Genomic DNA, 15,328 nt, shown 5'->3' with positions numbered 1-15,328 from the left:
GCCTCTTATCCTCTATTTCAATTGTTTGCTTTCCAAATCAGTACCATGTGTTAAAAAGATTATTTAAACAAGTAATTATAGCGCTTCAAAAGTCTCTGTTAAAACTGGTACGATTTGTTTTTTACGAGATACGACACCTTTTAATAATGCGCTATTATTTTCTAATGATACATTAAATGCCTTCTCTACTGTTTCTGCTTTATTGCCTAAAGCAACACCAACAGAATCGTTATTTAAAATATCCGTTACGACAAGCAAGAATAAATCTAATCCTTTTTTGTCGATGATTGCTTGAATAGACGTTTCTAATTCAGCTTGTTTGGAAATGACATCATTTGTATCAACTGCATTCACTTGTGCAATTTCTACTTTATATGTACCCATTGTAAATTCTTTTGCATCGATGCTTAGTAATTGTTCAACTGTTTTATCACTTAAATCAGCACCAGCTTTCAGCATGTCTAATCCGTACTGTTCTGCATTTACACCAGCAATTTCTGCTAATTCCTTGGCAGCTTGTACATCTTGGTCTGTGCAAGTTGGTGATTTAAATAATAAGGAATCAGAAATAATAGCTGAAAGCATTAATCCAGCAACTTCTTTCTTGATTTCTACATTATTTTCTTTATACATTTTATTTAATATAGTTGCCGTACAGCCCACTGGTTCCGCTCGGTAATATAAAGGATCACTTGTCTCGAAATTAGCGATACGATGGTGATCAATTACCTCTAAAATCGTTACATCTTTAATGTCTTCCACACTTTGCTGGAATTCATTATGATCTACCAAGATAACTGAATTAGCTTCTGAAGCTGCCTTTTCAATAAAACGAGGAGCTTCTGTTTTAAAATAATCTAACGCAAACTTTGTTTCTCCACTAACGTCACCAAGACGAACAGCTTCTGCTTCTACTCCAAGTGCCTTTTTTAATTCTGCATACGCAATCGCAGAACAAATAGTATCCGTATCCGGATTTTTATGACCAAATATCAATACTTTTTCCATTTAGCAAATCTCCTTATTACAATAATCTGATGACGTATCCATTCTGTTTCATACATCCTTCTTTATTTTATCATAACTTACCGGAATTTAAAGAAAAGAACATAAAAAAGAATAGGCAAATCCCCTATAGACATTATGAATACTACCCTAAATGCTTGAATAAAAAGAAAAACTGCAAATCAACAACCCGAAAAGGTGGTTATTTGCAGTTTATGGAATCGTCTATTTAACTTGTAAATTAGAATTTATATTGATAGTTTTCAATTTCCCAAGTATGGATTGTTGTACGGTAGCTATCCCACTCTTCTTTCTTAGCAGCAACATACTCAGTGAATACATGCTCTCCAAGTGTTTTAAGACCAATTTCTCCTGCTTCGAGTTCAGCAATTGCAGCTTCTAATCCACCAGGTAAACTATCAATTCCAAGTTCTTCACGACGCTCATCTGTCATATGGAAGATATCTTCGTTAATTGGTGCTGGTGCTCTTAAACCTCTTTCCACTCCGTCTAAACCTGCTGCAGCAATAACAGCAAATGTTAAATATGGATTAGATGATGGGTCTGGACAACGAAGCTCCACACGAGTAGCCATTCCGCGTTTTGCAGGAATACGAATTAAAGCAGAACGATTAGAGGCAGACCATGCTAAGTAGCAAGGTGCTTCATATCCTGGTACTAAACGCTTATAAGAGTTTACTAGTGGATTGGTAACAGCTACGAAACTCTTAACATTTTCTAAAACACCTGCAATAAATGAATAAGCTGTTTCAGATAATTCTAAATCATCGTTCGCATCATAGAAGCAATTTTCTCCATCTTTAAAGAATGACATATTAACATGCATTCCTGAACCATTAATTCCGAATACTGGTTTTGGCATAAACGTTGCGTGTAAACCATATTGAGAAGCGATTGTTTTCACAACCCATTTATATGTTGTCGCCAAGTCAGCTGCAGTTAATGCATCTGCATATTTGAAGTTAATCTCATGTTGACCTTCTGCTACTTCATGGTGAAGTGCTTCGATAGTGAAGCCCATTGCTCTTAATGTTTTGAAAATTTCAACACGGACTTTTTCTCCTAAATCCTTTGGTGATGGTTCAAAATAGCCGCCTCTATCCCCTAATTCTGTAGTTGGATATCCATTTTCGTCGGTTGCAAATAGGAAGAATTCTAACTCTGGGCCGACAGAAATACTATATCCATTTTCAGCAGCACGCTCCACTGTTTTCTTCAGAACATTACGAGTATCACCTTCAAATAAAGATCCATCAGGATTTGTTACAGAACAAAGGAACCGCGCTTCTGAATATCCTTCTGTTTCAGTCCAAGGCAAAACTGCGAATGTGTTTAAGTCTGGTAATAAATAAGAATCTGATTTGTTAATAGGAGAAAATCCTTTAATGGATGAACCGTCAATCATGATTTTTCCTTCTACAGCATCATCTAATTGTTGAGCAGTAATTGTAATATTTTTTAAAATTCCTTCAATATCCACAAATTGTAGATGTAATAATTCTACATTTTTTTCTTTTACAATACTTTCAATTTTCTCTAATGTAATTTCACTCATGTTAACTTACCTCACAATTCATGTTCTATTATCTAACTTGATTTCATTATAAGAAAAAAAATCTGTTAAAACAATGTTTTTTTTAAATTTTTTAAAAATTTTATTAGGTAGCGTTTACATTTATTTCTTTGTGAATTTTCCTTTTTTCACATATATCATGTTAGATAGTTGCTGTAATTTTTGTCGAATGATGGTCTAATGTAAGATTATTGACCGAAACAGATATTTGCCAATATGGATAGCGATAAGAGAAACTTATTATAAAAATAACAAAATTCCGAATATTCGTTATTTAACTATGTTTTTATCAATCTATCTCTTGTTTTCTCTTATTTTTAGGCATTTTTAATATTTCCCATCACGAAATAAATAGCTTATATTCATAAATAAAGCTTTTAATTAATTTTTGGACGGTGATATGCATGCAATTATTAAAACCTTTTTCCTATAGTAGAAGATTTCCTAACATCGAGGTAATTGGTTCCGCCTTTGCGGGTAATCAGGATAATCTGATCCCCTTATCATTTGGATTTCCGGCACCTGAATCACTTCCGGTTGATAAAATGACCGCTGCTACAGAAGCTGCCATGCAAACACAAGGAAGATATGCATTAGCTTATAGTGGTGGAGCAGGAGTGAATGATGTAATTAACTGGATTAAAGAAAGATCAAAGTTACGCGAGATAAAAGCCAAGGAGAATGAAATACTTGTAACTGCAGGCAGTTCACAGGCAATAGATTTAGTCACAAGAACCTTAACCGACCCTGGTGATGAAATATGGGTAGAAGCACCTACATTCTTCGGCGCACTGAAAACATTTCAGTTGGCAGAAACGAAATTAACTTCTTTCCCTATTGATGAAAATGGCTTAAGAGTCGATTTAGTGGAACAGGAATTAAGCGAAAGAGTTAAAAATAATTTACCACTCCCTAAATTAATGTATGTTATACCGAATTTTCAAAATCCCGGAGGAGTTAATCTATCAGTAGACAGAAGAAAACGCCTTGCCGAATTAGCATACGAGTATAATTTCTTTATTATCGAAGATGATGCCTATGTTGAGCTTTCTTTTGATGGAACATTTTCTCCAGCTATTTATTCGTACGGGCCAGAAAGAGTCGTTTACTTAAGTACTTTTTCCAAAATAATCGCCCCTGGTTTACGACTCGGCTGGGCTATTGGCTTAACGGAAATCATCGAAAAGATGCGGATTTTAAAAATCGATGGGTTAACAAGCGTTTATGTTCAAGAGGTAACAAAAAATTTACTTGATCAAATCGATATGGATGAACATATTAGCTATTTAAATTCCCTTTATTTATCGCGTAAAAATGCTATGGTTTCAGCGATAAAACAATATTTTGGTAATGATGTTACCTTTCATGAAGCAAATGGCGGATTTTTCCTTTGGATTACCTTCCCTTGCCATATTGATACAAGTGAATTTATTGATGCTGCAGCATCAGCCGGAGTTTCCTATATCGCTGGTAAGCATTTCTTCTTAAAAGATGAAGGATATAATCATATGCGATTAAGCTTTACATTCTGTCAGGAGGACATCATTGAAGAAGCCATTAAACGACTCGCAAACATTTATTATGAGTATGTAAATAGCAAACAAATAATTGAGGGAGTAAATTAATGATTAAAAGGAAATTAATTCCGAAAATTTATATCCGGAGAACTATTCCACAAAAGTATTTAGATAAAATAAAATCCACTGGAGGAGAATATATAGTAGATCCATGGCAATATGGGGAGCCCGAACCGCCAATAAGCCAAGATATTAGTGGTTGCAATATTGTCTTGACTTTGGGATTAACAGATTCATTAGCCATCACTAAACAAGCGCCCTATCTTAAATGGGTGCAGTCTTTAAGTGTTGGCTTAGATGCACTTTTAACAGAGGAAATCAAAAAGAATGATATCGTCATTACGAATACAAAGGGATGTACTTCTGTTCCTATAGCAGAGCATACAATTGCAATGATGACTGGTTTAGCGAGGGGAATTTCTTATATGATTCGGAATCAGTTAAATCGAAGGTGGACATCTACCCCTATAACTGATCTTTCAGGGGCAACCGTTGCGATTATTGGTTATGGGGAGATTGGCAAGCAAATCGCAAAACGTGCTAAAGCACTTGATATGTTTGTGATCGGCTGCAAAAAAAGACCGTCCATACGTGCAACTGACGATCCTGCCGATAAAATTGTTGGGCTTGATCAGCTAGAATCAGTGATGGCAGAAGCTGATTTTTTAATTCTAGCTTTACCTTCAACGCCAGAAACGTACCATCTTATTAATAAAGAAAAATTAGAAAGCATGAAAAAAACTAGTTTTTTAATTAATATCGGAAGAGGAAATACAATTGTGGAAGAAGAGCTCATTAATCACTTAAAAGAAAAGAAAATTGCAGGTGCAGCTCTTGATGTCTTCGAAACAGAACCTTTACCACCGCAACATCCTATTTGGCAACTGGAGAATCTGATTATATCACCACATAATGCATATTTTTCTCCCAATACTCTTGAGCGCTATATGGATTTATTCTTGGAAAATATCGAGCGCTTCAAAGAAGGCAAAGAACTTTTGAACGTCGTCGATAAACAATTAGGTTATTAAAAAATAAGGAAATACAATTACTGCCGATAAACATTTGTTTACCGGCAGATTTAACCAAATATCTTATATTATACTGTTTCAAAGCCCTCTTTTTTCCAAGCGGTAGTTCCACCCTCAATGAAGACTACATCTGTGAAGCCCATTTGCTTTAATAGGTAGGCACCAAGTGACGCTTGTCCTCCAAGACCACATGTAACAATAACTGGACGGTTGCGATCCGCTAATTCTGGATCTCTCAATTCTTCTGGTAATTCCAAATCTGCGCGAATTGGCAGCATTCCTAAAGAGATGTTAACGGAACTAGGAATTAAACCACAAGCACCGGCATCTGTAGCATCTTGAACATCAATTATGTAAGTATTAGGATTTTCTTCGATTTTCTTTTTCGCCTCAACGGAAGAAATACCTTGAACATTTTTTCTAGCCTCTTCTACCATTTTTCCAAAAGTTAATGCCATATCTTCATCACTCCTTTATTATCTAACATATACATAGTAACAAAGTTTATTCTAAATTACTAATGAATCGTTTTCCATACCTTTAGGAGAAAAATCGAGACATTATAATGGTAGAATAATATTCTCCGTTAGTTAATCGTTTATCTTTTTTTAAGACTCCTTCTATTTCAAAGCCAAATCGTTTATATAGTTTAATCGCTTTTTCATTTAATTCTATAACCGATAATGTCATTTTTGTAATATCATTTTCCGCTCCCCAATTTATGGAAGCTTCTAATAAATGGCTACCTATTTGATATCCCCAATATTCCTTTAAGACAGCAATACCGAATTCCACTTTATGCTTAAGACGCCGCAAGTTAGAACCCTCACAGCGAGAAAAGCCAATAATTTGCCCATCTTCTCTCTCTGCAATTAAAAACAAATGATTTGGCTCTTCGCTATCTGAGCGGATTAAGTGTATAAATTCTTTTTCAGTAAGTACTCCCTCTCCAGGTTCGCGATCTAGAAAAGTTGTTTCTCCATCTATCTGTAACCTAACACTAGCAAGCTGTTCTGCATCACTTTCCTCCGCACTTCTTATTATATAAGGAAGCTTATTCACATCATAGCGTACAGGAATTATTTTCATAAAATAGCTTTCTCCTTAAGTTATAGTTTTTGATTAAGTAAAATGGACTATTAGAGAGAATGACAAAAACTCTCTCTATAAAGAGACTTTTTTTCTAACTTGTGAGCAAAGAAATTTACCCAAAGATTAGAAAAATAATGTCAACTTTAAATAGAGAGAGTTTTTCTCTTAATCTATTAGTTTTTTAATTTATCACGTAATACCATTGGTAAAATACCACCATGGCGATAATAATCAATCTCTACTTCTGAATCGAAACGTACTAATGCTTCAAATGTGATTTTCTTACCATCTTCCGTAGTAGCTGTAACTTCTAGGAAATCACGTGGTTTAACTGTTTCATCTACATAAACATTGAATGTTTCTTTTCCAGTTAATCCTAAGCTTTCCGCATTCTCGCCTTCTTTAAACTGTAATGGAAGTACTCCCATTAACACTAAGTTAGAACGATGAATTCTTTCGAAGCTTTCTGCGATAACCGTCTTAATGCCTAACAGATTTGTTCCTTTTGCAGCCCAGTCACGAGATGATCCCATTCCGTAATCTTTTCCTGCAATAACCATTAAGCCAGTTCCTTCGTCTTTATACTTCATACATGCATCATAAATGGAGGTAACTTCCCCAGTTGGCCAGTGCGTAGTGAAACCACCCTCTGTACCTGGAGCAATTTGGTTACGAATACGGATATTCGCAAATGTCCCTCTCATCATTACTTCGTGGTTACCACGACGAGAGCCATATGAGTTGAAATCACGTGGCTGTACACCATTATCTTTTAGGTACTTACCTGCAGGAGTATTTACACCAATGGCACCAGCTGGAGAAATATGGTCAGTCGTTACAGAATCACCGAATTTCCCTACAACTCTTAAGCCTTTTAATGGTAATACTTGCTCTGGATCAGGTTTTAAGCCCTCGAAGAATGGCGGGTTTTGAATATAAGTAGAAGTATCATCAAAGCTATATAAAGAATCGCTGCTTGTTTGAATTTCATTCCAGCGTTCGTTATCATCAAATACTCTTTCATATTCTTTATTAAATAGTTCAGGTGTAACTGTACGATGAACTACTTCATTTACTTCTTCTGTAGATGGCCAAATATCCTTGAAGAATACATCATTACCATCCTTATCTTTTCCAATTGGTTCTTTTTGCAAGTCAATATCAACAGTACCAGCAAGAGCATATGCAACAACTAATGGCGGTGAAGCTAAATAGTTTGCTTTTACTAGTGGGTGGATACGTCCTTCAAAGTTACGATTACCAGATAGCACACTTGTTACAAGTAAATCAGAATCCGCAATAGCCTTCTCGATTTCCTCGCGAAGCGGACCAGAGTTACCAATACATGTAGTACATCCATATCCTACAAGGTTGAAACCAATTTGTTCTAAATAAGGAAGAAGACCAGAATCTCTTAAATAGCCAGTAACTACCTTTGAACCTGGTGCTAGAGAGGTTTTCACAAACTTCGGTACTTCCATTCCTTTTTCGACTGCTTTTTTCGCAACTAAGCCTGCACCAACTAATACATATGGATTCGATGTATTTGTACAGCTTGTAATTGCGGCGATAGCAACAGAACCTGTTTTCATTGTAGTAGAATCCCCATTTGCAAAGTTCACTACTACTTCTTTATCAAATTCGTCTGCTTTTAAGCCAAACCCTTGGTTTCCTTCTGGAGCTGTTACAGACGCATTGAATACCTCTTTCAATTTAGAAAGTGGAATTAAATCTTGAGGACGCTTTGGACCAGAAAGATTTGGCTCAATTTCTGCTAAGTCAATTTCTACAACATCCGTATAAACCGGTTCTAAGTTTGGATCAAAGAATAAACCGTTTTCCTTACAGTAAGCTTCAACCACATTAATTTGCTCTTCAGAACGCCCAGTTAGTCTCATATAAGCTAAAGATTCATTATCAACTGGGAAGAAACCGCATGTTGCTCCATATTCTGGTGCCATATTCGCAATAGTTGCCCGATCAGCAAGTGGTAGTTGCGGCACACCAGGTCCGTAGAATTCAACAAACTTTCCAACTACTCCTTTTGCACGAAGTACTTGCGTTACCTTTAAGGCTAAGTCTGTTGCAGTAGAGCCATTTGGCATTTCGCCAATAAGTTTTACCCCTACAACTTCTGGAACTGGAAAATAAGAAGGTTGTCCTAACATACCTGCTTCCGCTTCGATACCACCAACACCCCAGCCAAGAACACCGATACCATTAATCATCGTTGTATGAGAATCAGTACCTACTAATGTATCAGGGAATGTTTCATACTCGCCTTCAGCTGTTTCATTTACATGTACTACATTTGCTAAATATTCTAAATTCACTTGGTGAACAATACCGGTTGCAGGCGGAACAGCACGATAGTTATCAAATGCCTTTTGCGCCCAGCTTAAAAATTGATATCTTTCTGCATTTCTTTCAAATTCTAATTCCATATTTGCTTTTAATGCATCCGGAGTTCCATATTTATCAACCTGAACACTATGGTCGATAACTAAATCAACTGGTTTCTCTGGATTAATCTTACTAGGATCTCCCCCTAGGTCAGCCATTGCTTTACGTAAAGATGCAAGGTCAACCACCGCTGGAACTCCTGTGAAATCCTGGAGGATTACCCTCGAAGGTTTGAATGGAACATCAATTTCCTTTACCTCATCTGTTCCCCATTTTGCGAGGTTTTCTACATGCTCTTGTTTAATAACAAAATCATCCATTTGTCGCAAAACTGATTCTAGTAATACCTTGATAGAGTACGGTAATTTCGATACTTTACCGATCCCAGCTTTTTCTAATGCTGCTAATTGATAGTAGTGATAACGCTTCCCACCCACTTCAAACGTTTGGCGGGCATTATAAAAATCTTTTGCCATATGTATTACCCCCTCATTGTAATCATATACCAAAAATAGAAAAATAGTCGAACAATTTGATCTCTATTATCTATTTACCATTTATAATTTTAATACAAGGATTGTCATAAGTAAATAATAAGAAAGTTATCAAATACGATAAGTTTATCTTATGGTATTTTTTTCATAGCAAAAAAGTAGACCATCGAAAAAGCTGCAAACTTTCTGATGGTCTACCTTTTTAAATTTCATTTACTTCATCCACAATGCTTTTTAAGTCTCTTTGAAAGCTTTCTAATTGCTGTCTTTGATGCTCAGATGCTACTTCTAGAGCATTCTCTATTTGTTGATAGGTTTCATTAATTTCTTGTTTTAGATGCTTTAGCTGATGTCCATAGTTTGCAGAATCTTTTACGATATCTTGATAAAGATTTTGTGTTTCAAGTAAATTCCGTTGAGCATCTTGAAAAGCTTCTTGTTTATTACTATGATAAGGCATATTCTTATCCTCCTGCTAGTTATATTCGTGGTGCTTACCAATAAGTTGTGCAGTGAATCGTGAAAATATGCGGTATAAATGTGTGTATAAAAAACCATTCTATAAAGGATAGTGATGCATTACCTCTTCATGATAATAGAAAGGAGAGAAAAAAAGTGAACAAAAATGACAGCAAAGATATGCACAGAAATGCTCCTAAAGGAAATCAATCTGGCCAGCCAGAGCCACTTAGCGGGAGCAAAAAGGTGAAGAACCGTAACCATTCTAGACAAAAACATAATAATCATCACGATATGTAAGAAAAGTACACTAATTCACTCTACAACATTCTAGTTAACAAAGTAGGTTATTTTAAAAGGTTTTTCAAGTATTTACCCTAATTGATGTATATGTGTGGTCAAATGTGTGGTCAATATGCGGCCACTCATTTGGCCTTTTTAATTAAATAGCCTAACCAACATCAGTCAATAAGGATACGATTAGCGTTTCTTTCTCCACCTAGATTGTATATTCTTTGTTTCTGTCAATGGATTAAGTAATCCATTTTCTTCAAAGATAAAAGTATATTTCTATCCTTTGCTTCTTCATTATTGTTTTGTTCAATTTCCTCTTCCATTCTTGGTAAAAAGCTAATATGCTGGCTTATAACCATTTCAATTTATTCGTCATAAATCGAACTAATGTGAACCTCAAATTTATATACATACGTATAGTTTAATTTTTGTTACAAATAATAGGCATAAATCAATAGGAGGATATCATTATTATGAGAAGTTTTATTTTATTATTAATAATTCTCACATCGTTAAATTCTCTAGCAGCCGCAAATCCACATCCCAATACAGAAGTTATCCCGGAAAATTCTAAACCTACACTAATAGAATCTGCCTTTTTAAGATTTCTTGGTCCAACTATTGTTCAAATCATGGAAAATCATGGTGACCTACAGATGTTTACAAACGAAAGAATAGAATCCATTACTCAAGTTGACGAGACTGATAATTATGATGTGACATTACATGTAATTGGCTTTGAAGGAGCCCATGGTCCTCCTTATAAGTTTATTCGAATGGTAATTCGTATTCCCGGAAGTAAAAATGGATTTTATGAAGTTATTTCCTATAATCATCATTTTATAAATCACAGCTAATTTCAAGAGATTGAGAGCATTTTTATCCCCTCTTAATGAGTAAAAGTACTTAATTATAGTATTCTTAAAAAATCCGAAAAAGAGGTTAACTGGGCGGTAAACTTATTCACTCAGTTAACCTTTTCTATTGGTAGCAAAAAATAATTCCTGAAATGATAGCACTACTACTCTTTTTATTCTGCTGCTACTTTTCTCTTTTCATAAAAATGTCAGACAAATTCCCTCAATCCTTAAGTCAGCATCTAAATAAGAAAATCCTTAAAACGACTCTAAAAAAGAGACCGAATCCTTGAGGAAACGATCACTCTATATTTGAGAGTACTATTTAGCTAACCCAACACTAGTTTCCGTTGTAAAATTCGGCAGCCAGTCACCATGCGCTTCTATTAACTCGTCACATAAGCAGATGATATCGTCCATCGATAACTCAGAAGCTGTATGTGGATCAAGCATTGCTGCCTGGTAAATATATTCCTTTTTCAATGTCATTGCCGCTTCAATGGTCAGCAATTGCGTGTTAATATTTGTCCGGTTTAGTGCTGCAAGCTGTTCAGGGAGATCTCCTACATAGGTGGGAGTAATCCCGCTTCGATCCGCAATACAAGGAACTTCTACACACGCTTTTTCCGGCAGATTGCTGATCAATCTTCCTGTATTAAGAACATTACCACCAAATTTAAAGGGGACATCTGTTTCAATTGCTTCTATAATACGTGATCCATATTCCCGGGAACGAACATGTTCCAAGGCTTTATTGTTAACTAGATCCTCTCTCATTGCAACCCAATCATTAATTTGCTTTTCACAACGACGAGGATATTCATCTAATGGAATATTGAAACGGTCAATTAACTCAGGATAACGCGATTTAATAAAGTACGGATGATATTCAGCATTGTGTTCTGATGACTCTGTTACATAATAACCAAACTTATCCATCAACTCAAACCGAACCATATCACCATGCTTAGTTTTTTGCAATTCACGAGCTCTCCGCTTAATTTCTGGATATAAATCAATTCCATCCTTGCTTACTTCAAGAAGCCAGGCCATATGATTTATACCCGCAATCTTTTCTTTCACTCCTGTTCGGTCCATCCCCAATGCTTCAAATAATTCTTTTGTACAAATTTGCACACTGTGACACAGTCCAATTGTTTTAATTGGTGTGAAACGATTCATAACCCCAGTTAACACAGCCATTGGGTTTGTGTAATTTAAAAATAACGCATCAGGACAAACTTCTTCCATGTCTTTTGCAAAATCGAGCATAACGGGAATAGTTCTTAAATTCCTGAATATTCCCCCGATGCCGACTGTATCCGCAATCGTTTGTCGTAAGCCATATTTTTTGGGAATTTCAAAGTCAATTACCGTACTTGGCTTATAGCCGCCTACCTGAATCGCATTGATTACATATTTAGCTCCTTTCAAAGACTCCTTTCGATCCGTATAGGCTTTTACTATAATGTTTTTTCCTAGACTTTCCTTCAAATTAGTAAGCATTTGTTCCGAATCCCGCAAACGCTGTTTATCAATATCATATAATGCAAATTCATACCCATCTAAAGCATCAACGAACATACAATCTCCAAGAACATTTTTAGCAAACACGGTACTTCCTGCACCTAGAAATGTAATTTTAGTCATAGTAATCCTCTCCTCCCAGCTTTCTTTGATTTATCCTTTTACTGATATTCCTTTCGTATTCCTATCCCTGTACCTCGGTCCATTCATCAATGACGTTATCAAATAAATTTTTTTCCTTCCTAAATTGTTGAAAGATGGTAAAGTGTTTATCTTTAGGAATATAAGCTTCTGCTTTTTTTGCTCCTCCTTTCTTTACAACTTATAAAGCAGATCCCTGTGTAAGTAACATTTGACTAATTCTCTATGTTCAAACTTTCTCCATGTTGAATCTTACAGTTCTTCCTTTAGCGAATTGTTTATGTAAAAAAGTTTTCTATCTGACTAATAATATCTCAGCTGGTATATAGGCATATTAACATTAATTGTAAGGGGTTTCAATAATTATTCTCACTTTTCAAAAAGTTACTTTACTAATCAGCTTTTATCCTAAATTACAAGTAAATACCCTCCCTAATTACTTTGTTTTATTTTTACAACTATTACCAAAAAACAAAAAAGGAACTGTTCACACAAACGAGTTCCTTTTTTATCTTAAAGTATCGGTAAGTTTAAAGCAGTATGAATGTTTTGCAAATTAAGGTTCACTTGTTCCTTTGGATCCCATGCATGGTACCACCCTTTTTCAGTCATGTATTGGGATAGTTGTTCATGTAAGTCAAGTGCTTCATTTAGATGGCGGACAAGGATTTCTTTTATCTCTGGATGTCCCGTTTCTGTGATGGCCATGGAATAATTTCTAATTCCGCTTTTGGCAGAAATCAATAGATCTGTTGCAATCATTTGATCAGTTAAAGCATCCATGCCTGTAAAATATTCTATAATGGAATTCATCCGTTCTCTCCCCCCATTCTCGGCATTTCTTGCGCTTTCGATAAAATAGTTGAAAATTCCTGTAGCTGCCTTGTTGATATATCCACATCTTGCAGCATTAATTCTTTTAATTGTGGATCGGAAACAAGTGCGCGCATCGTTTTAGCTTTTGTTATGCAAATCGTTTTAAACGTAGCCAGTTCTTGAACTTCTAATACTTCATGTAATACATAATCCATTACATAATCCTGCCTTTCTTATGGTTTTAAGACAACTTTTATACAATTATCCATTTTCGCATCAAAAATTTCATACCCTCTTTTTGCTTCACTCAATGGTAATACATGACTTACGACATCACTCGGATCAATTTTTCCGGTAGAAACTAATTCAAACATATATGGCATGTAATGAATAACAGGAGCTTGTCCAGAACGAATATTGACATTGCGCTGCATGATATCTCCTAAAGGAAAAGCATTATATCTGCCGCCATAAACGCCAGTAATTTGGATGGTACCACATTTACGAACCGCTTGGGCAGCCATCACAAGAGCGCTCATTGTGCCGCCTTGCAGCTTCATGCCGCTCGCTAGGAATTCCATATCGCTCATTTTTCCATCCATGCCAACAGCATCAATCACCACATCGGCACCGCCTTTTGTGAGTTCTTTTAAGTAAGCTCCCACATTTTCAACCTGTTCAAAATTAACAATTTCTACCTTATTTGTACGTTTGGCATGCTGCAGACGATAATCAACATAATCGACAGCAATGACGCGTTTTGCCCCTTTCAGCCATGCGAATTTTTGTGCAAATAATCCAATTGGTCCACACCCAAATACTATGACTGTATCTCCAGCTTTTACACCCGCATTATCTACACTCCAAAATCCAGTTGTCATTGCATCGGCAATAACCGTCAATTTTTCATCAGGTTCTTCACAAGTTTCTGGAATCTTAAAGTGAGTGAAATTTGCAAAAGGAACTCTTAAATACTCTGCTTGCCCGCCTGGATAACCTCCCGCATTCCCTGAATAACCAAAATAGGCACCAACATCTCCATTATCGTTGGAATTGTCACATTGACTTTCTAAATTACTTTTGCAGTACTGGCATTCTCCACAGGCAATATTGAAAGGAATAATAACCCGGTCACCTTTTTTGACTTTCGTCACTTCTGGTCCAACCTCTTCAACTATCCCCATCGGTTCATGGCCAATCACATAATTTTCTTGTAAGTTTGGCATCATTCCATGGATTAAATGTAAATCAGATCCGCATATCGCAGTACTTGTCACTTTAATAATCATATCATCAGGTTTTAAAATCTTTGGATCTTCTACTTCTTTTACTTCCACATTTTTAATCCCTTGGTAAGTTACTGCTTTCATTCTATCTAACCTCCATATTTAATGCTGATCAGGCGTCCGATCAAACATTCCTTTTCGATTCGTTTCACCAGTAAACAAATGCATATTTCCAATCATAATAGTATTCTTTGCCGAAAGTTGATCTAACTTATATTGTTCACTCATATCATGAGGATGGAACCATTTTTTTTCTATCATTAAATCTGTTATTTCTTGGTGCATCTGGATTGCCTGATTAAGTTGTTTTCGTAACAGTACTCTTAAGTCTGGTGAAGCTGTTTCAGTTAAAGCTGTTGCTATATTTCTCACCCCTTCTTTTGCGCGAATAAGAAAATCAACCGCAAATGTCATATCAGCAAGCTCTGGCATATTTAACGCATTAATGGGATCTAAGTAGTCATTATTCAATGGATAACACCTTCCTCTCCACCTATAATTGGCGTTGGACGCATTTGAGGGATTACTGTTTCGAATGGCACATTCTTATATACTTCTTGTAGTTCCCTAAGCGCCTGAATAGACTGATCTACATCTTTCTGCATTAAATTCTTTAGCTCTTCATCAAAAACAAGACCTTGCATTAACTTTGATTTTGCTACACAGAGTGTTTTAAAATTTATCACTTCATGTAAATCTAATGATTCATGCGGAGCTAAGCTGTTCCTTTCCATGACCAATTACCTCCTGTC

At 35.8% G+C, this 15,328-nt stretch carries 16 protein-coding genes; 4 read left to right on the top strand and 12 right to left on the bottom strand.

The annotated features are described in order from the left end of the window. Positions 1-75 precede the first annotated feature (75 nt). Both NSQ89_RS09035 and glnA read right to left on the bottom strand, forming a co-directional pair. Entirely contained in the window at positions 76-1,008 is a 933-nt protein-coding gene (locus NSQ89_RS09035; protein WP_047943514.1) for a manganese-dependent inorganic pyrophosphatase, read from the bottom strand. 238 nt (positions 1,009-1,246) lie between these two features. Continuing rightward, on the bottom strand, positions 1,247-2,581 hold the full coding sequence (glnA, locus tag NSQ89_RS09030) for a type I glutamate--ammonia ligase (protein WP_047943513.1): 1,335 nt from the start codon (positions 2,579-2,581) through the stop codon (positions 1,247-1,249). A 422-nt stretch (positions 2,582-3,003) separates the two neighbouring features. On the opposite strand from glnA, the gene NSQ89_RS09025 reads away from it, so the two are divergent. Both NSQ89_RS09025 and NSQ89_RS09020 read left to right on the top strand, forming a co-directional pair. Next, positions 3,004-4,224 carry an aminotransferase-like domain-containing protein gene (locus tag NSQ89_RS09025; protein WP_095257340.1) on the top strand — a complete coding sequence of 407 codons (1,221 nt, stop codon included), beginning with the start codon at positions 3,004-3,006 and terminating at the stop codon, positions 4,222-4,224. Next, complete coding sequence (locus tag NSQ89_RS09020; RefSeq protein ID WP_061798912.1) at positions 4,224-5,207, top strand: D-2-hydroxyacid dehydrogenase; 984 nt, start codon at positions 4,224-4,226, stop codon at positions 5,205-5,207. Before NSQ89_RS09025 ends, NSQ89_RS09020 begins: the two co-directional genes overlap by 1 nt. Before the next feature lie 68 nt (positions 5,208-5,275). Here NSQ89_RS09020 and NSQ89_RS09015 read toward each other — a convergent pair whose 3' ends face one another. The 4 genes from NSQ89_RS09015 to NSQ89_RS09000 form a co-directional block, all read right to left on the bottom strand. Next, on the bottom strand, positions 5,276-5,665 hold the full coding sequence (locus NSQ89_RS09015; protein ID WP_061798913.1) for a rhodanese-like domain-containing protein: 390 nt from the start codon (positions 5,663-5,665) through the stop codon (positions 5,276-5,278). Positions 5,666-5,747: 82 nt separating this feature from the next. Then, positions 5,748-6,296: a GNAT family N-acetyltransferase gene (locus tag NSQ89_RS09010; protein WP_144546007.1), complete on the bottom strand. Its 549-nt coding sequence runs from the start codon at positions 6,294-6,296 to the stop codon at positions 5,748-5,750. A 176-nt stretch (positions 6,297-6,472) separates the two neighbouring features. Next, entirely contained in the window at positions 6,473-9,178 is a 2,706-nt protein-coding gene (acnA, locus tag NSQ89_RS09005) for an aconitate hydratase AcnA (protein ID WP_341132510.1), read from the bottom strand. A 220-nt stretch (positions 9,179-9,398) separates the two neighbouring features. Continuing rightward, positions 9,399-9,656 (bottom strand): hypothetical protein, encoded by a 258-nt coding sequence (locus tag NSQ89_RS09000; protein WP_047943508.1) that lies wholly within the window; start codon positions 9,654-9,656, stop codon positions 9,399-9,401. A 155-nt stretch (positions 9,657-9,811) separates the two neighbouring features. Between NSQ89_RS09000 and NSQ89_RS08995 the strand changes: the two genes are divergently transcribed. Beyond that, complete coding sequence (locus tag NSQ89_RS08995) at positions 9,812-9,955, top strand: small acid-soluble spore protein P (protein ID WP_082138385.1); 144 nt, start codon at positions 9,812-9,814, stop codon at positions 9,953-9,955. A gap of 467 nt (positions 9,956-10,422) precedes the next feature. Then, positions 10,423-10,806 carry a DUF3888 domain-containing protein gene (locus NSQ89_RS08990; RefSeq protein WP_341132509.1) on the top strand — a complete coding sequence of 128 codons (384 nt, stop codon included), beginning with the start codon at positions 10,423-10,425 and terminating at the stop codon, positions 10,804-10,806. A gap of 321 nt (positions 10,807-11,127) precedes the next feature. Here NSQ89_RS08990 and NSQ89_RS08985 read toward each other — a convergent pair whose 3' ends face one another. The 6 genes from NSQ89_RS08985 to NSQ89_RS08960 form a co-directional block, all read right to left on the bottom strand. After that, on the bottom strand, positions 11,128-12,456 hold the full coding sequence (locus NSQ89_RS08985; RefSeq protein ID WP_341132508.1) for an alpha-glucosidase/alpha-galactosidase: 1,329 nt from the start codon (positions 12,454-12,456) through the stop codon (positions 11,128-11,130). A 531-nt stretch (positions 12,457-12,987) separates the two neighbouring features. Further along, on the bottom strand, positions 12,988-13,287 hold the full coding sequence (locus NSQ89_RS08980) for a spore coat protein (protein ID WP_047943506.1): 300 nt from the start codon (positions 13,285-13,287) through the stop codon (positions 12,988-12,990). Further along, a complete protein-coding gene (locus NSQ89_RS08975; protein WP_047943505.1) occupies positions 13,284-13,505 on the bottom strand; it encodes a hypothetical protein in 222 nt (73 codons plus the stop codon). The genes NSQ89_RS08980 and NSQ89_RS08975 overlap by 4 nt, the downstream gene beginning before the upstream one ends. 18 nt (positions 13,506-13,523) lie before the next feature. Further along, positions 13,524-14,660, bottom strand: coding sequence for a zinc-dependent alcohol dehydrogenase (locus NSQ89_RS08970; RefSeq protein WP_341132507.1), 1,137 nt, complete (start codon positions 14,658-14,660; stop codon positions 13,524-13,526). A gap of 18 nt (positions 14,661-14,678) precedes the next feature. Beyond that, positions 14,679-15,047: a spore coat protein gene (locus tag NSQ89_RS08965; RefSeq protein WP_047943503.1), complete on the bottom strand. Its 369-nt coding sequence runs from the start codon at positions 15,045-15,047 to the stop codon at positions 14,679-14,681. Then, a complete protein-coding gene (locus NSQ89_RS08960; RefSeq protein WP_095257346.1) occupies positions 15,044-15,310 on the bottom strand; it encodes a spore gernimation protein GerQ in 267 nt (88 codons plus the stop codon). The genes NSQ89_RS08965 and NSQ89_RS08960 overlap by 4 nt, the downstream gene beginning before the upstream one ends. Positions 15,311-15,328: the final 18 nt, after the last annotated feature.

The organism is Niallia sp. FSL R7-0648 (assembly GCF_038007005.1).
Lineage (GTDB): Bacteria > Bacillota > Bacilli > Bacillales > Cytobacillaceae > Niallia > Niallia circulans.
The sequence above is the reverse complement of the archived record's forward strand: the minus strand, read 5'-3'. Positions and strand labels throughout refer to the sequence as shown.